This is a genomic window from Paenibacillus qinlingensis (genome assembly GCF_013204845.1).
Lineage (GTDB): Bacteria > Bacillota > Bacilli > Paenibacillales > NBRC-103111 > Paenibacillus_E > Paenibacillus_E qinlingensis.
On sequence record NZ_JABMKY010000011.1, the window covers coordinates 123,958 to 146,403 of the forward strand.

Sequence of the window (22,446 nt, forward strand, 5' to 3'; positions counted from 1 at the left end):
GTTAATGATACAATAAGAACAAGTGCACGACCGAATGGAGGCCTACCATGAGAAACAGTATTTCTGCGAAGGCTATGGTGATTTATGGCATCGTTTTCCTTTTTATAATCAGCCTAACGTTCTGGCTGTCCTATACGGGGACAGTGGGTAAGCTGCAGAAGGATTTGAAAGATACCAATCTTGCACTCTTGAAGCAAGTCGACTCCAAGATCGAAGGTGCCTTCCGCCAGACGGAAAAGGATTTGCTCTCCATGGCGGAAGGGTTGGAGTTTATTTATTTTATGAATAATAGCTATAGTGATGATGCACAAAGATACAGTATCCATTACACACTGACTACAAGACTGAGGGATTTTATCGCGAATAATCCGAATTATTCCTCTGTTTTTGCTTATTCACATGTCAGCGGAGACTTAATGACTGAAGAAACCTTTTTAAAACAAGCCTCGACAGAGTTTAATTGGTTAGCTCAGTATTTGGATATGCCGGAATATTTCAAGTGGTTGTCGACGCAGAAAGTATGGGATGGTCAAAAGACAGAGGATGTCATTACCTTGGTCCGCAGTTTTCCTGCCCTTAGCAGTCCTGGCTTTAGGAAGGGTCTCATGGCCATTAGTATTCAAGAGGATGAATTGTTCCAAATGATTAAGACGATCTATGAGGATGGTCATCCTGGTCATTTTTTCATTCTGGATGCAGAAGGAAACGTCGTTACGCATGATGATAAAACTCAGCTTTACCGCAATATGAAATCATTACCCTACATAACTACGATACTAACAGATTCGGATAGCGGTTCGTTTAACGTGAAATTGGATGGCGTGAAGCAGTCTGTTTTTTATCGAACAAGTGCATATACGGGATGGAAAGTTGTCAGTATTATGCCGGAAACGACGGTATTTGAACCCCTGAAAGTTACACGCAATCTGCTGCTCATTTTTGCTGTTATCATGTTCAGCCTCGCGTTATCTGCCTTATTCTATGTAAATCGCTGGACCTTTAAGCCGTTAGACCGATTAGCAGGCAAGATGTCGGGTATGAAGAAGGGAAGAGGACAGGGGACGGAGAGCATTGGACTGAGCAGCTTAGAGCATATTTTCGATGAAATCCTAACAGACCGTGAGCACTTGGAGCAGCATGTGCGGGATTCGAAGCCCATGCTCAAATGGAAGATCATGATGGAGCTATTGAATGGCAGTCGTTCTGATTTCCATGCGGTGTATCATCATTTGGAGTTTCAGGGGATACGCATGTATCCAGAGCGCTTCCTTGTGTGTACAGCAGAAATTAGCAAAGATGGCGAACAGCTGTCACCGCGTGACGAAGCCTTGTACACCTATATGTTCTGTAATGTTACGGAAGAGCTGATTCGATCAGAGCATGCGGGAGCAGCTATTGACTTAGGAGGCGGCAGGGCAGCCGTCTTGCTAAGCTTTGCTGAAGGTGACCCCGAGCAAAACCATTTGCGGACATTGGTCATTCTTGAGTTAATTCTCGATATTATGAAAAAACAATTCGGTTTGTCAGTGACAGTCGGTGTAGGCACATGCCGTATGGATATGCAGGAGATACCACGTTCGTTCGATGAATCACAAAAGGCACTGCTCTATAAAATGATTTTCGGTAAGCATTCGGTAATCTCTGTAGACGATTTACAGCCACCAGACCGCCAGGATTATTACAAGCTCAGCCGAATGTCTGAGCCCGTCATGGAAGCTTTAAGGCAGACAGATCGGGGTAAGATGCTTGCTTACTTGTCAGATACCTTCCGTGCAGCTGTCGAAAGTAATCTTCCACCGGAGCTAATTAGGCAGCTGTGTTACGATCTCATGATGAAGTCATTGCAAACCGTAAGTGCGATTGGGATTGAACCGGAAATATCGATGGGGCCCTTAAGCAGCATTTATGAGCGTATTGCAAAGTGTGAAAACTGGAAGGAAGCGGAACAGCTGGTCGGGGATATTCTCGAGGGCTTGGCATCACAAATAGAAGAAAAGCGCAGCCAACGTGGGAAGAATGAGACGATTGATCGAATGCTGGATTACATTCGTACGCATTATCAAGAGCATGATCTATCTTTGGAACGACTGGCTAGCATGTTTCATCTGACTCCTCCTTACATCAGTAGATTGTTTAAGGATCACACGGAGAGCAATTTTATCGATTATATGATTGAGATTCGCATTAAGGCTGCCATGGAGTTATTGAAAGACAAGTCGATTAAAGTGAATGATGTATCGGATGCAGTAGGTTATGCGAATACGAGGAGCTTCCTGCGTACGTTCAAAAAATACACGGGTTTAACACCAACCGAGTATCGAGAACACATGTTAAAGCGAGCAGCGTCGCAAATTGTTTAATGAAGTGGCCGCGATGAAATCATCGTGGCTTCTTTGTTTGTGCGCCCACCATGGATCACCCATACGATACCCGATCACCTTTCTCCCACGCCCTGCGATACCCTTCACAAGCGTCCCCGTAACTCAACCTCTCTCCCACAAACTAGATGGATTTTATGTCGTTAATTCAGCTGCTACCCTAGCACGGAATAAATAGTTTTTGAGAGTTCACCATTGTATGGTACTGTTGAAGATATGACTACATTCTTTAGTATTAAGGAGATAAATCATGCTTCTTTCAAAAGGACAAAAGATCGATGTAACCAAGGGAAAAGGGTTATCAAACTTAAAATTGCAATTCGGATGGTCGGCAGACCCCAAATTGAGCATTGATTCTTCCTGTTTTATATTATCTGCTAATAATCGATGTGAGAAAGACGAAGACTTTATCTTTTACGGGAATTCATCTGCGCTAAATGGCGGAGTGACGCATGGTCAAGCTAGTGGACCAGATAAAGAAGCCATCTCCTTATCTCTGTCGAAGATTCCAGAAAGTACAGCAAGAATTGCTTTTTCGTTAACCATTCATGAAGGTGAAAAGTTCGGATACAGCATGCAAGATGTCTCTAATAGGTATGTAAGATTAATGGATGCCGATCGTAACGAGGAATTATTTCGGTATGAATATGGATCAGACTTGTCAAAAGAAACAGCCATAGTCGTTGGGGAGTTATATAGACACAATGGGGAATGGAAGTTTAATGCGATTGGCAGTGGTTTTTTTGGCGGATTAGCGGCGTTATGTACGAACTTTGGCTTAGTGATTGAGGAGGAGGTCGTGCATGAAACGGTTGACATAGAAAAGAAACCTGACCTCTCAACTATCGATCTACGAAAGAAGCTTGTTCAAATCACATTAGAGAAGAAAAAGATGAACAATGTTGCTGCAAGAGTTGGTTTAGTGCTCGACATCTCTGGATCTATGCAACTCTTGTATAAGAACGGGACGGTTCAGGAGGTTGTTGAACGGATACTGGCGGTTGCATGTAAATTTGATGATAATGCGGCTCTGGACATTTGGGTGTATGACAACGAATTTAGTCGATTGTCTGCTGCAACGGAGCGGGATTTTGATCAGTATGTGTTAAAAAATATTTTGAATAACAGAGATATCCATAAGTTTGGTCGTAATAATGAACCTCCTGTTATGAATGATGTTATTCGTAAATATACCGTGGAAGAGGATTCACCTCTTCCAGCGTTTGTTATCTTTATTAACGATGGCGGCGTTGTAAAATCAATTAAAAAAGTAATCGTGGAAGCCTCTCTCAAACCGCTGTTTTGGCAATTCGTCGGAATAGGAGATTCCGATTTCGAAGTCTTGAAGAAGCTGGATACGATGGAAGGGCGAATCGTAGATAATGCTAATTTCATTCACATCAAGGATATTGCTAAGATATCGGATGAAGATTTATATAATCAGCTGTTGAATGAATTTCCATTATGGCTTAAGGCAGCGAAGGATAAAAGGGTTATTCGGAGTTAACGCCGGAACAAAACAAGAAAAGTCATCCTTCCTGGATGGCTTTTCTTTCATAGTAACAGGATAGTCAACTTTACCATTTACCACCGCGTCTATATAGTTAGCGCACGGGTCCAAAGGAGTGATTAGTTGAAATTAAAGATCTTGATCTACATCATTTCAATCGTTTGTGTTCTTACGATTTTTACCATGCACAAGGAAAATAAAGTGCAGATTCAAGATGGCAGTAGTCAAGTCTCAGACGAAATGCATGAGCTCATTTCAAACTACATTATTAATAAATACGCAAAGGTATATGTGAACACAGAGAAGCAATTTGAGGTCCACAAGGTGTATGGAACGAGCGAGTCCAACGGAACCATCCGTGTCTATATGTATTCCTATTTTGGTGGCTTTAATAAGAGTACAGGGTTAGAAAGTATAGGAGGGCATTCGCTTCCTGCTGTCATTGAATTGAAGAAGAGTGAAACAGGATACAAGGTGATCGCCTACACTGAACCACAGGATGGAAACTTATATCAATCTTCGCTGAAACGAATGTTTCCTGCGAAATACTTGGAAAAGGCGTATCGTGATACAGGTCACATACCAGATTTGCTCAAAGAAATGGATGATAAAGTAATGCAATGGCTGGAATTGCCCAAGTAGTAGGAATGTTAAAGATGCGTAGGAAGGAGGATACAATGCAAAGAAAAAAGCAGATATGGCTCATATCCAGCATTTCACTCGTGATGGTCTATTCGCTTATGCTTCCTCTCCCAATGGCTGAATTAGCAGTAAGACGCCAAGTATTCTTTTCATTACATCCGATCAAGTCACTCAGCACCAAAGTTGTAAATTCAGGGAGCACTTCGTTTGGTGGAGCCCAATTATATTATGTTGGTGAAATATCGCGATCTTATATTTGGGTGAAGAAGAATGGGTTAGGCTATCGTGTGATAGCGGATGGAAGTGGACCTTAAACATTTAAATTCAAGAGCTACCCCAACAAGGGTAGCTCTTTTTGCGCTTTCTAGCCGTGCTTAAACAACGAAACTATCGTAATGCTAATACATTATTAATTATTTTCTATATAGATATTAAACATTTATAGGTTATGATAGGTTCTAGTTCAGTAACCGTAGAGCAGACAGGAGTTGACCATCCTTTTGATATACCTATTATCCAGGCTCGCTAGGCAATGGGGGCATAATATTAACTTGTTCCGCAAGGCCCCGGGCGTACAGTCGGTGGGTCTGAAGCTGTTAGTCTGGGCAGTTGGCGGCACGGCTATTCTTTTTGTTGGATTTAGTTTTTTTTCTTACTCACACTCGCAGCAAATTGTCATAGACAAGGTGACCTCAACTACCAAGCAGACGGTTGCGCAATCCAGGGATACGTTAAATATCATTTTTAGAAATTACGAGGATTTAACTTTTAGTATTTTGACCGATGAGGAAATGTTGAATCAACTCCAAGTTTACGGCAGTGCGCTAACTAGTCAGAATGACAAATTCGTGGCTAAGAATAAAATTGTGGAGAGCTTCGCCATTCGTTTCTTTAGCAAAAGTGATATCACAAATATTCACTTGATTCCGGTGGATCCGAAGCTGAAAGAAATAACAACAGATACGCTGCATGCGGAATTAATCGAGTATAGTAAGGAAGCGTGGTTTCAAAGGGCGGTTATTGCCAATGGCGAAATCGGATGGCTCCCTACAAAAAGATATGGCTACTCGAACATCGGGCAACCTTCATTTGCCATTAATCGTCTCATTAAATTGAGTTCGGGCATGAAATATGTGCTTCTTATTGAGATTAGCTCTGAGGTATTAAAGCGTTCCATAGGTGAAATACCAAGTGGAGAAATGGCCATTCTAACTCCAGCCAATCAATTGTTGACTAGGACGAATTCAGAGATCGAAGGTGACTTCTATCGAATTCCTAACGTATTCGAAGCAAACCCCATTCATGCTGGACATCCTTCCGCAAGTAAAACCGTCAAGGTGAATGGCGAGATGCAACTGGTTGTTGCCGAGAAAATAGCGGCCAGTGATTGGATCGTACAAGCAGTGATCCCAGGCTCGGAATTGTTCAAAGATGCGAACACCATTGGCAATAGTATGTTGATTAGTATGATCGGAATTGCAATTATTACCTACTTATTTAACTACTATTTGCAAAGGCGGCGGAATGCGAAGAAGATCCGATATATGGCTTACCATGATCACTTGACGGACTTAGCAAACCGAAAGTTGTTTATGGAAATTATTGAAAAGGAAATTCAAGCCGCGCGTCAATATAAGATGGAATTTACCGTTCTTTTTCTGGATTTGGATCGGTTCAAAATTATCAATGATACATTTGGCCATGAAGCTGGCGACAAACTTCTAATAGAAACTGCACGCCGATTAGAAGATACGCTGGATAAATCATGTACTATCGCTCGTTTTGGCGGAGACGAGTTTCTAATACTGATACCGAACTCGGGACATCATGATACGATATTGGCAACCATTCAGGAGATCACTACTCAGATTCAGAAGCCTGTGTATTATGAGGAGAAGGAGCTTCATGTCTCTGTTAGTATAGGTGTTAGTATATATCCGAAGGATGGCAACGATATCCAAAGTCTAACTAAGCACGCGGATACGGCAATGTACAGTGCGAAGGAAAGCGGCAGAAATAATCACAAGTTTTATAACACCACGATGGAAAAAAATACATATGAGAAGCTGTCATTAGAAAGAGATTTACGCCATGCGATAGAGCGGGATGAGATGTTTCTCTATTATCAGCCTCAAATCGAACTAGACTCGGGATGCATCATCGGGGTTGAAACGCTAGCCAGATGGAAGCATCCGAAGCATGGTTTCATTCCACCCTCGGAGTTTATTCCAATTGCTGAGTACTCACGGCTCATCGTGCCCATCGGCAAATGGATTCTATACACAGCGTGCAAGCAAAACAAAGCATGGCAGGACGCAGGGCTCCCTAAGGTGCATGTAGCTGTCAATTTATCGATTCACCAGTTCCAGAATTCAGAGATTATCCAAACCGTTGCACAGATTCTGGAGGAAACAGGCTTGGAGCCGCAATATTTGGAATTGGAAATTACGGAATCTATTGCGATGCAAGATGTGGAGCAGGTAATTTTAACCTTGCAAGGTTTGTATGCCTTAGGGGTAAAAATTTCAATTGATGATTTCGGTACAGGCTATTCGTCTTTAAATTATTTGAAAAACTTCCCGATTCAACGTTTGAAAATTGATAAATCGTTTCTGGATGACATTGTCACCAATGAGAAAGAACGTGCCATCGTCGGAGCAATTATTATCATGGCACACAGTTTGAATTTGCAAGTGACAGCCGAGGGCGTAGAGTCTATGGAACAAGTGGCATTATTACAAGCCTGCAATTGCGATGATATTCAGGGTTACATATACAGTCGTCCCATTCCAACAAACGAATGCGCAGAATTGCTGGCAGAGAGCAGGGTGTTTGACACAACTGGGAAACTATTACAAAGTGGCTAACCATTTGAGCGCGAGGGGGAAACCATGATGAGAATGAAACAAGGAGATAGAAAGAATTGGTTGATCGTTATGAATTGGATTGTGCTTGTGACCTTCGTAATGGGCTGTTCCGGTCAGGAAAATCCCTTGCCAACTTCATCGCCATCGAACGACACGAAAGTAACGCTGCGTATGATCGAGAGCTTGACGAATTCGAATCGAACGTTAATTCTAAAAGGTTTACTTGCTCAATTTGAAAGTCAAAACCCGAATATTCATGTGGAATTGATCTCACCTCCGTTTGCACAGGCGGATATTACGATAAAGACAATGTTGAATGTGAAGCAAGAGCTCGATGTTATGGAAGTCAGAGATATTAATGTTGCTGATCTGGCTAGTCAAGGCTATATTGATCCTTTAAATACATACATGTCTTCTTGGGATGAAATCAATACGTTCTCGCATGCAGCCAAATCGATCTCAGTTGTCGGACGAAAGAATTACTTTATTGCGAACGGCTTGTATCAACGTCAAATGTTCTACCGCAAAGATTGGCTGGAGGCTGCAGGCCTTCAACCACCTTCTTCCTGGGAAGAAATGTATGAAACGAGTAAAAAACTAACAGATCCTTCTAAGAATCAGTATGGCTTTTCATTTCGTGGCGCTAAAGGGTCGATTTCTACCTCGGATACGTTGATCCGGGCTTATAATGGGGATCGCGTGAATCTGGAAGATGGTCAATTCCTGAATGACGGGTCGACGATTTACTCCTCACCTGAAGCGGTGAAAGCGATGGAATTATATATGGACCTGTATAAAGAAGCTTCACCACCCGATTCCATTTACTGGGGATTTCAAGAGCAGGTGGATGCGTTCACCACAGGTGTGACAGGGATATTGCTGCAGGATCCAGATGTTATCCAAACGATTCAGGATAGCATGCAGCCAGGAACGTGGGCAACAGCCCCCCTGCCAACAGGTCCCAAAGGAAATGCGCTTGTAAGCGTAGGCGGAGCTGGCTGGGGCATTGCCTCGTATTCCAAGCATAAAGCTGAAGCATGGAAGTTGATCGCTTTTCTTTCTGGAGCTAAGCAGAATACGGAATTATCCAAAAAATACGGCCTGATACCGATTCACACCTCCGCGGTTTCTGATGCATTTTTCCAAACGGGTCCCTATAAAACGTTGCTCGATATGACGCTCAAGCCTGATACTTTTCTTCTCTTCAAACCACCTTTTCAATATCCAGGCAACAGCAACTGGGACAAGGTAGCGATGGAATCGGGGCAGGCGATGCTATCAGGGAATGCCACAATTGCGGAAACGTTAAGTAAGTGGGATGCTTATTGGAAGGAACAGAAACGAACAACGGGGATTGAATTGAACAAGAATTGAAACGTGATAGAATAGAAGAAAGTTGATTTGTTTTTGAAAAGGAGAGCCCTAAGTGATTCCAGATATAAAGAACCTAGTTGCTGTAACTCAAACATTAGAGCATGCCGGCATTTGTTACTCGTTAGGTGGCAGTGGCTTAATGCTTAGCCTTGGTTTAACGAACACGGTGGGTGACTGGGATGTTATGGTTGATGCCCCAAAAGAGCAGGTCAAGAGTGCGTTGCAGCACGAGCACATCGAAGAAATAACGAGTGGGGACTACCCATTTGGCACGGCGTATAAGCTAGTCATACACAGTCAGGCCCCTCAGGTAGAGCTCATCGGAAGACTCTCCATCTATACGGATGAAGGTCTGTGTAGACTGCCTTCCATTCCAAGTACTATATGGAACGGTATTCATGTAGGCAGTCCTGAAGTCTGGTATGTGGCGTATGCGCTGATGAATAGGAGTGCGAAAGCGGCGATATTGCTGTCCTATTTGAAAGAAATCGGTGCTAATAAAGACGTTCTGAAAAGACTAATGAATGAACCGCTCCCTGATGCAATCATGGGGGAAATCAGAGGTCTGATCGAAACGTAAAAGGACGAAACCATGGCAAATCAAATCACAATTCAGGCATTAATATATGGCAATCGCCAACATTATGAATGGAACACAATCTTATTAGAAAAGACGGATTCACATATAATTGTTCTAGGTGAGTACGGGAGACAGCTTCATCATTACACGAAGCAAAGTGTATTTACGATTAATAATTGGTCCATTGAATTTTTCTCTTTTGAATCTTGGTTTACAGTTAGTGCCGAAGTTGTTGACGGTGAGTTGGGACAATTTTATTGTAATATCAACCAGCCAGCTGTAATGAAGGGGAATACCGTTTCTTTTGTCGATTTGGATTTAGATTATGTGAGAAGAAATGGTGTCTGGCAGGTTATTGACGAAGATGAATTTGCAGCCCATGCGATTCAATTTGGGTATCCCGTTGATCTGATTAGACAAGCTGAGCAAGAACTGGTGACTTTAAAGGAGAAAGTTGTGACAAAGGAATTTCCGTTTGATGGTTATCTCGAAAAGTTCATACATTGTATTCCTAGTTCATGTAAGTAATGATTAAAAACCTATGGGGAGGTTTCATTTATCATGATTACGGTGCAAATGGTGTTAGATCGCCTTATTGAGCCCGTTGGACAACTAGAGAAGACTGTCGATACGCTGAAAAGCGGACGGTTGGATGCAGAAGTTCGGAAAGTTGCTATTGTATTTATGACGACGTATGCAGCTATTAAGCAAGCTGTCGAATCAGGTGTTGATCTCATCATCACGCACGAACCGACGTATTACAACCATTTGGATGAAGGCGAGTGGCTTAGCGGGAATCTTGTGTATGAAAAGAAGCGTGCGCTCATTGAGGAGTCTGGTATTGCGATTTTTCGCTTGCACGATTATGTACATAGCTATAAACCAGACGGTATTCTGGTAGGCATGTTGAAACAGCTGGAATGGGAGTCGTATGCAAGTCCAGAAGAGATGAGGCTGCTTACGCTGCCAACTGGCGAAGCGCATACCGTACGCACCATTGCTGCTCATTTGAAAAGTAAACTGGGCATAGAAAGTATGCTTGTGGCAGGCGATTTAGATCTGCCCGTAAAGCGTATGGGCCTAATGCCTGGAGCGTCCGGCGGCCGTTCTCATATCAACTTCCTCGGGAGTCGGGATATCGACTTGCTGATTGTTGGTGAGACCAATGAATGGGAAACCAACGAATATGTGCGGGACGCTGCGGATATGGGGCTTAAGAAGGCCTTGATCGTAACGGGTCACCAGAAAAGCGAAGAAGCAGGTATGCTGACTGTCGTGGAGATGTTGCGCGAGGCGTTTCCTGAGGTGAACATCGCATTCATCGAGTGCTCGCTTGCAGTACAGCGGATTTGAAAATAATGAAATTAAAGCAGTCTAGGGCACATTTGTGTCTTAGGCTGCTTTTTAATATAGACGGAAATAGGAAGGGAATTCCTAGAAATCTATTCGTCGTTCAAATATGTTAGAGTTGCGCGGCGGCTTCTTTTTGCTTCGCTTGTACCTTCGGCGCGTACCCTCCGTCCGCACTCTCTGCTAGTACATTTCGCTCGTAGCCTCTGTCCGCACTCTCTGCTCGTACCTTCCGCCCGTACCCTCCCGTGAGCATCCTTCGTCCGCACTCTGCGCGCGCATCCTCTGCCAACTTCCTCTACGCTCGCCATCCCTTCTCCTCCCATTGGCGATTAAATGGAAAATGTACAGTTAATTATGCTGCATTTCCTGAAATTTGATGAATAGATGGAAAATATACAGTTAATATAAGTAGAATTAAGGGTATATGGACTTTTGACGGAAATTAACTGTATGAAATCCAGCTATTGCTTCTAAATGAGTAGAAACGGCAAAATTAGCTACATAAAATCCATTTAAATTATTCGTCCGACTTAGTGTGGTGCTTATGCCGATTGTGGTAGCTTGGTTTCAGTATAGTAGCAGCAGTAGCAGTAGAGTTAGAAGTAGAAGTAGAAGTAGAAGTAGAAGTAGAAGTAGAAGTAGAAATAGAAATAGAAATAGAAATAGAAATAGAAATAAAGTAGGCATGTCAGCGGTTATTCTAGATTTCTTGTTTGAAGTAATGGCATAATTAGGGAAGTTGGGCATACCTGATATGGAAGAATACAGGAGAAGAAGGAGATTCCGAATTATGCAGCGGTTTAAGTATATGTATAAGCAATTTCTGAAAGAGCCACTATGGTTTAAAATACTTGTCCTGACCACACTGATAATTTCGATTGTGTTTAGTAGTTCTGGGTTTTCGCCGAATATGCAAAGTCTAGGTAAAATCGCTGCGGCGATCTTTTTTTGCACGTATGCAATACAATTTCGAAGGCAAGTTAAGCTCTCTGGTGCGTTTTATGTGTTAGCTGGGTTATGTTTGTATGTGGCTTGGGATCGTTTATAATCGTGCGCAAAAAGGAGTAGCCGGATGTCCAAAATCATATTATTTAGAGGGATGGCTGGAACAGGTAAATCGACCTTATCTAAAGCATTAGCTAAAAAGCTGCAAGTACCCGTTTTGCATAAAGATGATATCTACGATTCAGTCGCTGGGTATGTGGAGGAACACGAGATAAGAAACAAAATTTGTTTCGATTTGATGTATCGTTTCTTACATAATGTCATTGATTCCGAATCTGCCATCATACTGGATTTTGGGTTGAATCATAATGGTGATGTTTGGAAATTAAAGCAATGGATTTTAGAAAAAGGCGGGGAATTGATTACGATTCGTTGTATATGCAGCGATGAGTCACTCTGGTCAGAGAGACTGGCGATACGAGGTATTAATCCTTTGCCTAATCAAAAGATAACGAATTTAACGGATCTCAAACTACACTATAAGGATCTTCGAACAGAGACGCTTGATGGCGAATTGGTTTTGGATACGGCCATTGCCAAAGATATAAATGTAGCGAAGATAGAATCCTTTTATTTGGAGGTTACATGATTAATGACAATTATGACATTTCTTATTGTAGGCTGGATACTAAGTTGGTTTAAATTTGAACGATTGGTTATTCAAGCTTTTAAGGAGCTATTTAACAAAGAAATATCAAAGGCAACTTATTATTTCTTGTTTTTTAGTGTAGGCGTATTTGGCGATGTCGTGTTGCTGTTCCAAGGTGCTTACTATGACTACTTTCTGCAAAAATGAAATGGAAGTCACATTGGCTCCGTTAGTGATGTATGGGAGGATTGCCAACTAGAATCCATAGCAAAGGAGCTAAGCGCATTCAAGCGGCTTAGCTCCTCTCTTTTTCACACGCTACTGCTTCTTCCTACGACGCTTGCTAGCCAATGTGTTAGATGCCTTCCCACTCCCACCTACGGCATCCTGCTGCTTCGTACCCGGGCTTTCGATGGCAGAGTTAGTCCCACTCGTACTGTACTTGCCAGCGCCGCTTGCCACCTGGGTAGCCGACGCATTCGCAGCATGTTTGGGGAGTTTAACGACTTGATCGTTAACGACAACGATGATTTCTTTGCCTTTGCGGCGGATTTCGGTGAGGCTTTTGCTGCCAGATAACTTGCCTTTGGCATCTTTCCCTAGTCGGTTCCGCGCCTTGCCGCCTGCTCCGACGCTTTGCTGCTGCTGGCTGTTCGGTGATTTAATAGCGGCGTTACTGCCAGCTGCACTGCTGCGGCCTGCACCACTTGCGAGTTGCGTCGTGTTGGGAGCATTCGTAAACTGATGGTTGATCACGAATACCAGTCTATCGATGCCATGAATCGGCGATTGCGTGATGATGCGCTTTTTCCCTTTTTCAATAATGATAGTGAGACGGTCTGATTTCATAGTCACACAGAACCTCCCCATAGGTCTTTTCTCTTAAGTATATGTTTGTGGGACAAATGGGTAAGGGATAGTTGCTGAGTGGTTGAAAAAAGAGCTGCGAGCTGTGCGCTTATGTAACCTGCCAAGCACGGAGGTCTTTACGCCGATACACACTAAGCATGAGGCCGATGGCTGCAAATTGAAAAACGACAAGCGAGCCGCTATAGCTTATAAAAGGAAGGTGGAAGGAGCTATACGGAGCCAGGCCGATCGACATGAGCATATTCCACATGAACTGTGCTACAAACACGGTCAATAGTCCAGATACAATAGTCTTTCCGTAGGGATCACTCACCTTCCGGGAAACACTAACAGTTTGTTGAACGAATAGAGCAACCATAATCACCAGGACAATCCCAGCCCCCCAACCGAAACAATAGATGAGAAAAGGAAACATCATTTCAGATTGAAGCTCAGGCAGCCCACGAAGTGGAGCACCAAATCCATGTCCCCACCAACCTGCGGATTGTATAGCAAGTTTGGATTGCGTGAGGACATAATTCATACCTTGTGGATCTTCATTTGGATGTGTAAAGGCAAGAAGACGTTGCACTATGTAGGATTGACTGGAAAAAATGTAACCAACAAATGCTGCAAGTAGGCTACAATGAGCAGCGAGGATGGATCGCTTTTTCCTCAAAACGAGCAACATAGTCAAGCATCCAATAAAGAATAGAGTGAAATTATCTATAGAATGTGTAGCTATAATGAGTAAACCTGGTAGCCATACGATTCCCACGTTGATCCAACTCTTACGTAAGAATGCTTGCGCAGAGGACTCGTTTGCAACAACTGTCGGTAGTGTGCTCCAAATACCAGCTATGGCAATCAACAGCAAATAGGGAGAAAGAGCTGGAATATTCACTTGGAAGTAGTACCAATGCACATACCCTGTAGCTCCATTCACCTTAATCCCAAATAAGATGACATAGCTAAGTAATGCAATGGTACCCATATAGAGCCACCAAGCGTACCTAGCTAGTTTTCTATAATTACTAAAACCAATAAGCAGCATTAAGCTTGAGCCGATGCCCAAATAGACAATTTGTTTCAGCCCGATCGAAGTGAGGTTTTGACGATAAGAGGCGGTTTGTGCAGAAAATATAGCTACTAACCCGACTGCCATTAGAACAACGATAATTACCAGTAGCCCCCAATTAAAACGAGGCCGATGGGCAAGATGAAATTGCTGCCCGATTACAGCAGGCATCCCCATTTGAGCAATGGATTCTTTCACTGCTGTATTTAAATCAACCCCTGTACGGAGCTTCTCTTCAATTAACTCCTGCAAATGGCTCTCAAGCTCCGCGCGTACTTCTTTGTGGACGTCTTTCGCTTTAATTTCACGACAAACTTGCTTAAGGAATAGGGTAATCTCCTCATGCTGACGATAGCCATTCATACGCTGCCCTCCCCAAGTACACGATCTACCGTATTGCGAAAAAGCGACCATTCCTGCTTCTTGACTTTGAGCTCACCTTTACCTTGCTTCGTTATCCGATAATACTTCCGCTTACGTCCATCTTTCTCATCCCAGTAGGCTTCAACAAAGCCTTCAGATTCCAACGAGTGCAGAATCGGATAGAGCGTTCCTTCTTTTAAGGTGAACACGCCATCGGAATGTTTCTCCATTTCCTTGGTCATCTCATAGCCATACATGTCTTTGCGATCCAAAAGGGTAAGAATTAGAATGACAGTGCTTCCTTTCATAAGCTCTTTACTGATTTTCATGGATGACTCCTTTCTCTACTATAGAATTACGATGCATCGGATATCTATGTATAAGTATAAGAGATAATCCAATTTTTGTGAATATTTTGCTCGTATCTATTTTTAAGTGAATGCAGGCTTTTAAGATAAATTCAGTACACGAATCGGATAAAATCGGATATGTACAATGTTTTTTCATGCCCTTATAATTGAGATTGAGAATTATTATCAATTATAAAAATAGGGAGTCAGCATTAGCATTCTAAATAGATGGCTTGTTCATCACCAGTGTGTGCTCTGCTGTACAAGGAGGAAGAAACCGAATGAAATCTTTAAAAATGATGATCGTGCTGTTGCTAGCACTAGCCGTTACGGCTTGTGGCAGCGGGGCAACAACAACAGGCGGAAATGCAAGTAGTGCGACGGCATCACCAGAAGTGGCTAAAGCAACAGCTGCAGCTGCGGTAGAGAAAACAATCAAGCATGCGATGGGGACAGTTACGTTGAAGAAAAAACCAGAGCGGATCGTCGTTCTGTTCAATGGTATGACGGATATTGTTACACACTTAGGCGTGAAGCCTGTCGGTTCGGTTGAGTCATGGGAAGAGAAGCCATGGTACAACTTTCTGAGATCCAATATGGAAGGTGTAAAGAACTTGGGTGAAGAAACACAGCCGAATGTAGAGGCAATCGTTGCATTGAAGCCAGATTTGATCATTGGGACGAAACCACGTCACGAGAAAATTTACCCGCAACTGGAGAGTATTGCGCCTACAATCATGACTGAAGAGATCTTTGATTGGAAAGCGAATTTGAAATATGCCATGGATGCCCTTTATAAGGAGCAAGAAGGTGCGAAGATTTTAGCGGATTGGGATAAAGGGGTAGCGGAGTTTAAACAAAAAGCCGGAGATAAACTGGCGAAATCCGAAGTTTCGATTATCCGCTTTGAAAGAGATGGCAGTGCACGTTTTTATGCAACAGGATTTGCAGGAACGATCTTTAAGGAACTCGGCTTACCGCGTCCGAAGGCACAGATTGTAGAAGGTAAGGCTGTAGTAAACATCACAACGAAGGAGCAAATGTCTCAGTTGGATGGCGAGTATATCTTTGATATTACGCGTTTGAGTTCGGAAGAACCTGCGGTAGAGAAATCACAGAACGATTGGACGTCTCACCCGCTATGGAAAAATCTGAAAGGCGTGAAAAACGGTAAATACTTTAAAGTCGACACGATTACATGGAACTTATCTGGAGGATCGATGGCTGCAAAAGCCATGCTAGCGGATCTCTACAAATATTTTGATATTAAATAGTTGAAACACTTAGGGATGAACGTTATGTTCATTCCTTTGTGGATTACAAGGAGATTGTCATCATGAACCTTATGAATACGAGCTTATGGAAGTCCGCCGGACTGTTCGCGCTGATTCTTATCCTGTTTGGGAGTTTTGTTTCCAGTATTTTGTTTGGTGCGACGCAGTTTGATTGGCATACGGCATGGGCTTCCATCTTTCATTACGACGAGAATATCAATAATCAAATCATTCTTCGAACAACGCGTGTGCCGAGGGCCTGTATTGCTGTTGCCATTGGCGCAAGCTTAGCAATCGCAGGTACGTTGATGCAGACGCTCACACGTAATCCACTAGCTTCGCCGAGTGTGCTCGGGGTCAATGCAGGAGCAACGCTATTCGTTGTTCTTGCAGCGGTTGCGTTATCGATCTCATCGATGCAAGCCTTGATGTGGATCTCTTTTATCGGAGCGGCAGTCGGTGCCTTATCCGTGTATATCTTGGGCTCTTTTGGCCGAGATGGCTTAACGCCACTCAAAATCGTGCTCGCAGGTGCAGCCATGACCGCTCTGTTCTCTTCCTTTACACAAGGCATCTTGGTGTTGAACCAACAGGGGCTTAGCACGGTGCTGTTCTGGCTGACAGGTACAATCGCCGGACGATCTCCGGAAATGTTAATTACAGTCATCCCTTTCATGGCTATATGCTGGGTAGCTGCCTGGTTCATTGCGCGTGATATGAATTTACTTCTCATGGGTGAGGATACGGCGAAAGGTTTGGGTCAAAAGACGATCTGGGTTAAATCAGTTGCAGGCCTTCTAATTGTCGTGCTTGCGGGCTGCTCCGTGTCGGTCGCAGGTCCAATTGGATTCATTGGCATTGTCATTCCGCATGTCTCGCGGTTTTTCGTCGGTGGCGATCATCGCTGGGTCATTCCTTATTGTGCCGTACTGGGGGCGATTCTGCTTATACTGGCGGACTTGGCTGCAAGATTTATTATGATTCCTGAAGAAATGCCTGTCGGCGTGATGACGGCCATCATTGGTGCCCCATTCTTTATTTATATTGCACGAAGGGGGATTATCAAATCATGAAGGGTCATGTTCCGGTTCGACTGCGGCGAGGTAGGATTTCTTTTTTAGTCGAAAAGAAAGCGTTAAAGATCTCCCTCTTGTTATTCGTGGTTTGCGTCGTAATTGCGATTGTGAGCACGGGGATGGGGGAAATGTACATATCTCCGATTGATGTTGTCAAAAGTGTCATAGGTATTGGCGCTGATGATTACACGATGGTCGTTCAAAAGCTCCGCCTTCCGCGCATTATCATTTCCATGTTAGTTGGCGCAGCCCTGGCTGCGGCAGGTGCGATTATGCAAGGGATCATTCGGAATCCATTGGCATCGCCAGATATGATGGGCGTAACCGGTGGAGCTTCGGTGGCTGCGGTCACATTCCTCACGTATTTTAATGGCATGATCAGCATTCGGTGGCTGCCGGTTTCGGCGATGCTGGGTGCGGCAGTTGTTTCTGTCATTTTGTATATGCTTGCTTGGAAAAAAGGGGTCACCCCCATCCGCCTTATTCTAGTCGGCATCGGGATGTCCTCGCTGATGTCGGCTGGGACGACGATGATGATCGTGTTTAGTCCGAAGAACGATCCCGGCACAGCTTACTTATGGCTGACAGGATCGGTCTATGCGGCTAATTGGGAAAATGTGATGACGGTATTGCCATGGACAGTCATCTTGATTCCACTTGCATTTCTATTAGCACGCCATGTCAATATTGGACAGCTCGGGGATGATGTGGCAGCAAGCGCGGGAAGCGCAGTGGAGATCAATCGTTTGTTATTGCTGCTCATCAGCGTGGCGTTAGCGGGTTCAGCTGTTTCTGTAGCTGGCGCGATCGGATTCATAGGCTTAATCGCACCACATATGGCACGCAAATGGGTAGGCTCGAGCTTTGACAGTCTGTTACCCGTCTCAGCTCTTCTCGGAGGCGCTATTGTGATGTTGGCTGATTTAGCGGGAAGAACGTTCTTTCTACCGCTCGATGTGCCAGTCGGTGTATTTACGGCAGCAGTAGGGGCACCATTTTTCATCTATTTGCTGTACACCAAGCGAAATTCAAGATAGGAGTGAAGAGAGTGCCAACCTTGGAGACCAGAAATCTCAATTTGACCTATGGCAACGCAAATATCATCGAGGGGCTGAATCTGTCTATTCCCAAAGGAAAGATTACGGTGTTGATCGGTTCTAATGGCTGTGGGAAATCAACACTCCTGCGTGCGATGGCTCGCTTATTGAAGCCAGCTCATGGCGAAATCATTCTGGATGGCAAACATATCGCAGAAATTCCAACCAAAGAAATCGCGAAGCGGCTATCGATTTTGCCGCAAGGCCCGATTGCCCCGGAAGGGTTAACAGTCTTTCAGTTGGTGAAACAAGGCCGGTACCCCTATCAGAATTGGCTTAAATCGTGGTCAGATGAAGATGAGCGCTGCGTGAATGATGCTTTGGCGGTAACCAAAACAACCGAATTGGCGGAAACCGCGGTGGACTCCTTGTCCGGCGGACAACGTCAACGGGCGTGGATCGCGATGACTCTCGCGCAAGGGACCCAAACCATCCTGTTGGATGAACCTACAACGTATTTGGATATGGCTCACCAAGTTGATATTTTGGATCTGTTGTTTGAACTGAATGAGCGTGAACAGCGTACGATTGTCATGGTACTGCATGATCTCAATCTCGCGTGTCGGTATGCGCATCATCTCGTGGCGATCAAAGATAAGTCCGTTTTTGCCCAGGGGAAGCCAGAGGATGTCATTAATTCGGAGCTTGTGCGGCATGTATTTGGCATGGAATGTGAAATTATCGGGGATCCGTTCTTCGGTACGCCCATGTGCATTCCGAAAGGAAAAGGTCGGAAATCCGACAAGCTCATACCTAAAAAAAATGAGGAGGATGTGAAGCATGAGCTTATCCGAAGTTAAACCGGTGGGAACGGTAGCTGCGTTAATTAAAGAAAGAAGAACAATTCGTGATTTCAAACAAGATCCTGTTTCGGACGAATTGCTGCTTGAGTTACTGAATGTAGCCGTATGGGCACCGAATCATGGAAATAGACAGCCTTGGCGGTTCATTTTGTATAAAGGAGATGGACGCAGGGCATTGGCAGATGCGATGCTCCAGACCTATGATGATGATGAGATGAGAGAAAAACATGGGAAACCCAAATGGAACGATTTCATGGCGATCCCCGCGCATCTCGTTGTGATTCTGAAAGAAGATACACGCCAAAAGCAATGGGATGAAGACTACGGCGCCGTCTGCGCCCTCATTCAAAATTTCCAACTAGCTGCCTGGGAGCAAGGGCTCGGCGTCGTATGGAAAACAAACAATTATAACTACGAGTCTGAGTTCCAACAATCCGTCGGACTGCAGGCAGATGAGAAAATTGTCGGCCTTCTGCATGTTGGATATCCAGCATCCATTCCCAAAGTACAGCCGCGTAAGGCCGCGGAAGATATGCTGATGATCGTTGATTCTCAATAGGATAGTAAATAGCAAAAGTGATACCTAGAAAAACCCTCGAAACGCTTAAGGCGATTCGGGGGTTTTTCGATAATTGCATCTCGGCCTTTGGCCTTTTATAATAAAGGGACTTTAACCAGACACCAAGGGGATACAGATGAAAAGAATTCTTGTCATTAGCGATATTCATGGCGAACTTGCCAAGTTCGAAGCTTTATTAGCAGCCGCGCAATACAACTCGGAACAAGATCAACTGATTTTGCTGGGCGATTATGTGGATCGAGGGCCAGACGCCAAGGGTGTCATTGAACGAGTTATGGCTTTAAAAGAGGCCGGAGCGCGAGTGTTAAAAGGGAACCACGAGGATTTAATGATCAAAGCATTGACGACGCAGGATGAACGGGCATGGAAACGCTGGGCACAAATCAATTGCGGCGATATGACTTTGCAAAGCTATGGGTTTACGGAAGCTGATTATGCCCTCGATGAGAACGCGGAGTCGTTCACTAAACCAGAACTGCAGTCGGATATATTATCAGAGCACTTGGCATTCATAACGAAGCTGGAGCACTATATCGAAACGGATGACTATATATTTGTCCATGCCGGTGTGCAGCCAGGAGTGCCCGTTTCGGAAACGGATCCATTTACGCTGATGTGGATTCGTGGCGAATTTCATTCAGGGTATAGAGGTGAAAAAATTGTGGTTTTCGGCCATTCATCCACCGATACACTGCACGGCGATTCGGATAATTATCATGTTTATTTTGGTGTAAATCGTATTATTGGCATCGATGGCGGCGCCGTTTATGGTGGACAATTGAATTGTCTAGAACTGCCAAGTCAAGCGGTGTACAACGTAAAGTGAGGGATAACCGTTATGTCTTTAATCGAATTTGGAATTGTAGGGCGAGGGTGGAGAGCTGAATTTTATTTGCGCATTGCGCAAATGCAGCCTCACCGTTTCGCCGTCCGTGCGATGCTAGTCCGTGATGAGGAACGAGGCAGGGAAATCGAGGAGAAATGGGGCGTGAAAACCTACCGAGACATGGAATCTTTCGTTTCAAGCGGACCGCTCCTATTCGTGGTTGTTTGCGTTTCGAGGGATGCCATGCCTGGCTGCACACTGGAGTTGGCAGAAAGGAACATACCCGTATTGACAGAGACGCCTCCGGCCAATGACATCTCGGGTATGATTGACTTGTATCAGTCGGTGTCCAAGCTAAAGGGGCGCGTACAGGTAGCCGAACAATATTTGTATCAGCCGATGCATGCTGCACGTATTGCTTTCGTGAGATCAGGTAAATTAGGTGACGTTTCTCAGGTGCAAGTATCGGCCGCTCACGGTTATCATGGCATCAGTCTGATCCGAAAGTTGCTTGGCATTCAATTCGAGAACGCCATTATTAGCGGACAGAGATTTACCTCTGAAATCGTGAAAGGTCCGGGGCGTAATGGGCCTCCGGAAAGTGAAGAGATTGGCAACTCGGTGCAGGATATCGCTACGCTTCGTTTTGGAAACCAACTGGCGCTGTTTGATTTTACAGGTGATCAGTATTTCTCTTGGATTCGCCAAAACCGTGTCCTTGTTCGCGGAAACCGTGGCGAATTATCGGATGAAACGTTCCGGTATTTGAGGGATTTTAAAACACCTATCACAGGCAATTTCCGTAGAGTCGATACCGGTCATGACGGTAACTTGGAAGGATATTATCACCAAGGGATTATCGCGGGTGAAGATTGGGTGTACGAAAACCCAGTCGTTCCCGGGCGTTTATCCGATGATGAGATCGCGATTGCTACTAGTTTGATTCGAATGGCGGACTATCTACAGGGTGGGCCATCTTGCTATGACTTGGCTGAGGCGATGCAGGACCATTATGTATCGATCATGATGCAATCCGCTATTGAGTCGGGCGAGGAACTGACGACGACGACGCAACCCTGGGCGGAGTGAGACTCCAACGAATGAGCGATAGCCACGAATCGTGTAAATAGATTCGTGGCTTTTTTAATTTTAGTGACAGCACTCTGTAGCTATTTCAGTCTACTTCGGGTAAACTTGATTATTTTCAAATAAATTCCTAACCTGGTCGGCCATAAATTGTGTCGATTGCGGCATGTGATGACGTATCCACCACTCCACAATGCCAATAAAAGCAGAGGCCATGAATTGGGCTTTGATCTTATTGTCGATAATGGGCAGGTTGTCCGGCCGTTCCATTTTAATCATCAGATTGACGGAAATAAAGTTCAGCAATTGATCCCGGAATAGAAAAGCCCTCTGATTGGAAAACATAGCTGAGAAAAACGGGAAATGCTCACGAAAGTAATCAAAAACCGGTTTAGGTTCTTGAACCATTGCTTGGTTAACCGTATCGTCCTCCCGTTTCGTGCACAATGAGATCAATTCATTAATATGCTCTTCAATGCATGTGTCCAAAAGATCGTATTTGTCACTGTAATGCAGGTACACGGTGCCGCGGTTAACGTTGGCGCGCTCCGCGATCTCGTTAATGGTGATTTGTTCAAAATCCTTTTCCGAAAAAAGCTCCAGAAACGATTTCGTTATGGATTGCTTGGTTCTGAGAATACGGCGGTCGGTCTTAACAACGGACTCCATTCTTTGCGTTACCTCCTTCAGTTAATCAACAATTCTACGGGTTTTGTTGTATATGAAACAATTGCGTATATATCAACCATTGAGTAATTAGTGCTTC

Annotated in this window: 23 protein-coding genes and 1 pseudogene; 20 read left to right on the forward strand and 4 right to left on the reverse strand. The window is 44.2% G+C overall.

The window, feature by feature from the left end:
• Positions 1 to 47 precede the first annotated feature (47 nt).
• From HQN88_RS20115 to HQN88_RS20170, 13 genes and pseudogenes are all read left to right on the forward strand, one after another.
• Positions 48 to 2,360, forward strand: a complete 2,313-nt coding sequence (locus HQN88_RS20115) for a helix-turn-helix domain-containing protein (RefSeq protein ID WP_173115846.1) — start codon at positions 48 to 50, stop codon at positions 2,358 to 2,360.
• A 268-nt stretch (positions 2,361 to 2,628) separates the two neighbouring features.
• A pseudogene (locus HQN88_RS37750) lies at positions 2,629 to 3,141 on the forward strand (TerD family protein); the annotation flags it as partial.
• A gap of 129 nt (positions 3,142 to 3,270) precedes the next feature.
• Complete coding sequence (locus HQN88_RS37755) at positions 3,271 to 3,885, forward strand: vWA domain-containing protein (protein WP_246320361.1); 615 nt, start codon at positions 3,271 to 3,273, stop codon at positions 3,883 to 3,885.
• A gap of 126 nt (positions 3,886 to 4,011) precedes the next feature.
• Positions 4,012 to 4,530, forward strand: a complete 519-nt coding sequence (locus HQN88_RS20125; protein ID WP_173115850.1) for a hypothetical protein — start codon at positions 4,012 to 4,014, stop codon at positions 4,528 to 4,530.
• Positions 4,531 to 4,565: 35 nt separating this feature from the next.
• Entirely contained in the window at positions 4,566 to 4,844 is a 279-nt protein-coding gene (locus HQN88_RS20130; protein ID WP_173115852.1) for a hypothetical protein, read from the forward strand.
• A gap of 237 nt (positions 4,845 to 5,081) precedes the next feature.
• Positions 5,082 to 7,397, forward strand: a complete 2,316-nt coding sequence (locus tag HQN88_RS20135) for a bifunctional diguanylate cyclase/phosphodiesterase (RefSeq protein ID WP_173115854.1) — start codon at positions 5,082 to 5,084, stop codon at positions 7,395 to 7,397.
• 24 nt (positions 7,398 to 7,421) lie between these two features.
• Positions 7,422 to 8,771: an ABC transporter substrate-binding protein gene (locus HQN88_RS20140; protein ID WP_246320352.1), complete on the forward strand. Its 1,350-nt coding sequence runs from the start codon at positions 7,422 to 7,424 to the stop codon at positions 8,769 to 8,771.
• A gap of 52 nt (positions 8,772 to 8,823) precedes the next feature.
• Entirely contained in the window at positions 8,824 to 9,351 is a 528-nt protein-coding gene (locus HQN88_RS20145) for a hypothetical protein (RefSeq protein WP_173115856.1), read from the forward strand.
• A 12-nt stretch (positions 9,352 to 9,363) separates the two neighbouring features.
• A complete protein-coding gene (locus HQN88_RS20150) occupies positions 9,364 to 9,879 on the forward strand; it encodes a DUF402 domain-containing protein (RefSeq protein ID WP_173115858.1) in 516 nt (171 codons plus the stop codon).
• A 33-nt stretch (positions 9,880 to 9,912) separates the two neighbouring features.
• Complete coding sequence (locus HQN88_RS20155) at positions 9,913 to 10,704, forward strand: Nif3-like dinuclear metal center hexameric protein (protein WP_173115860.1); 792 nt, start codon at positions 9,913 to 9,915, stop codon at positions 10,702 to 10,704.
• Between the two features lie 790 nt (positions 10,705 to 11,494).
• A complete protein-coding gene (locus HQN88_RS20160; protein WP_173115862.1) occupies positions 11,495 to 11,752 on the forward strand; it encodes a hypothetical protein in 258 nt (85 codons plus the stop codon).
• A 24-nt stretch (positions 11,753 to 11,776) separates the two neighbouring features.
• The gene (locus HQN88_RS20165; protein WP_173115864.1) at positions 11,777 to 12,298 is read left to right on the forward strand and encodes a P-loop nucleotide/nucleoside kinase family protein; all 522 of its coding nucleotides are present in this window, start codon (positions 11,777 to 11,779) and stop codon (positions 12,296 to 12,298) included.
• A 3-nt stretch (positions 12,299 to 12,301) separates the two neighbouring features.
• A complete protein-coding gene (locus HQN88_RS20170; protein WP_173115866.1) occupies positions 12,302 to 12,505 on the forward strand; it encodes a hypothetical protein in 204 nt (67 codons plus the stop codon).
• A gap of 111 nt (positions 12,506 to 12,616) precedes the next feature.
• On the opposite strand, the gene HQN88_RS20175 is transcribed toward HQN88_RS20170, so the two are convergent.
• From HQN88_RS20175 to HQN88_RS20185, 3 genes are all read right to left on the reverse strand, one after another.
• On the reverse strand, positions 12,617 to 13,147 hold the full coding sequence (locus HQN88_RS20175) for a hypothetical protein (protein WP_173116011.1): 531 nt from the start codon (positions 13,145 to 13,147) through the stop codon (positions 12,617 to 12,619).
• 109 nt (positions 13,148 to 13,256) lie between these two features.
• The gene (locus HQN88_RS20180) at positions 13,257 to 14,588 is read right to left on the reverse strand and encodes an FtsW/RodA/SpoVE family cell cycle protein (RefSeq protein WP_173115868.1); all 1,332 of its coding nucleotides are present in this window, start codon (positions 14,586 to 14,588) and stop codon (positions 13,257 to 13,259) included.
• Positions 14,585 to 14,917, reverse strand: a complete 333-nt coding sequence (locus tag HQN88_RS20185) for a PadR family transcriptional regulator (protein WP_173115870.1) — start codon at positions 14,915 to 14,917, stop codon at positions 14,585 to 14,587. Before HQN88_RS20185 ends, HQN88_RS20180 begins: the two co-directional genes overlap by 4 nt.
• A 302-nt stretch (positions 14,918 to 15,219) precedes the next feature.
• On the opposite strand from HQN88_RS20185, the gene HQN88_RS20190 reads away from it, so the two are divergent.
• The 7 genes from HQN88_RS20190 to HQN88_RS20220 all read left to right on the forward strand — a co-directional run bounded on the left by HQN88_RS20190 (position 15,220) and on the right by HQN88_RS20220 (position 21,683).
• Positions 15,220 to 16,212 (forward strand): ABC transporter substrate-binding protein, encoded by a 993-nt coding sequence (locus HQN88_RS20190; protein ID WP_173115872.1) that lies wholly within the window; start codon positions 15,220 to 15,222, stop codon positions 16,210 to 16,212.
• A 62-nt stretch (positions 16,213 to 16,274) separates the two neighbouring features.
• Positions 16,275 to 17,285, forward strand: a complete 1,011-nt coding sequence (locus HQN88_RS20195) for a FecCD family ABC transporter permease (protein ID WP_337995186.1) — start codon at positions 16,275 to 16,277, stop codon at positions 17,283 to 17,285.
• On the forward strand, positions 17,282 to 18,325 hold the full coding sequence (locus HQN88_RS20200) for a FecCD family ABC transporter permease (RefSeq protein WP_173115874.1): 1,044 nt from the start codon (positions 17,282 to 17,284) through the stop codon (positions 18,323 to 18,325). The genes HQN88_RS20195 and HQN88_RS20200 overlap by 4 nt, the downstream gene beginning before the upstream one ends.
• Positions 18,326 to 18,336: 11 nt before the next feature.
• Positions 18,337 to 19,185, forward strand: a complete 849-nt coding sequence (locus HQN88_RS20205) for an ABC transporter ATP-binding protein (protein ID WP_173115876.1) — start codon at positions 18,337 to 18,339, stop codon at positions 19,183 to 19,185.
• Positions 19,166 to 19,747, forward strand: a complete 582-nt coding sequence (locus HQN88_RS20210) for a nitroreductase family protein (protein WP_173115878.1) — start codon at positions 19,166 to 19,168, stop codon at positions 19,745 to 19,747. Before HQN88_RS20205 ends, HQN88_RS20210 begins: the two co-directional genes overlap by 20 nt.
• Positions 19,748 to 19,883: 136 nt before the next feature.
• Complete coding sequence (locus HQN88_RS20215) at positions 19,884 to 20,594, forward strand: metallophosphoesterase family protein (protein ID WP_173115880.1); 711 nt, start codon at positions 19,884 to 19,886, stop codon at positions 20,592 to 20,594.
• 12 nt (positions 20,595 to 20,606) lie between these two features.
• Complete coding sequence (locus HQN88_RS20220) at positions 20,607 to 21,683, forward strand: Gfo/Idh/MocA family protein (protein ID WP_173115882.1); 1,077 nt, start codon at positions 20,607 to 20,609, stop codon at positions 21,681 to 21,683.
• Positions 21,684 to 21,773: 90 nt separating this feature from the next.
• Here the strand turns inward: HQN88_RS20220 and HQN88_RS20225 are convergent, their stop codons facing one another.
• Positions 21,774 to 22,349, reverse strand: coding sequence for a TetR/AcrR family transcriptional regulator (locus tag HQN88_RS20225; RefSeq protein ID WP_173115884.1), 576 nt, complete (start codon positions 22,347 to 22,349; stop codon positions 21,774 to 21,776).
• Positions 22,350 to 22,446: the final 97 nt, after the last annotated feature.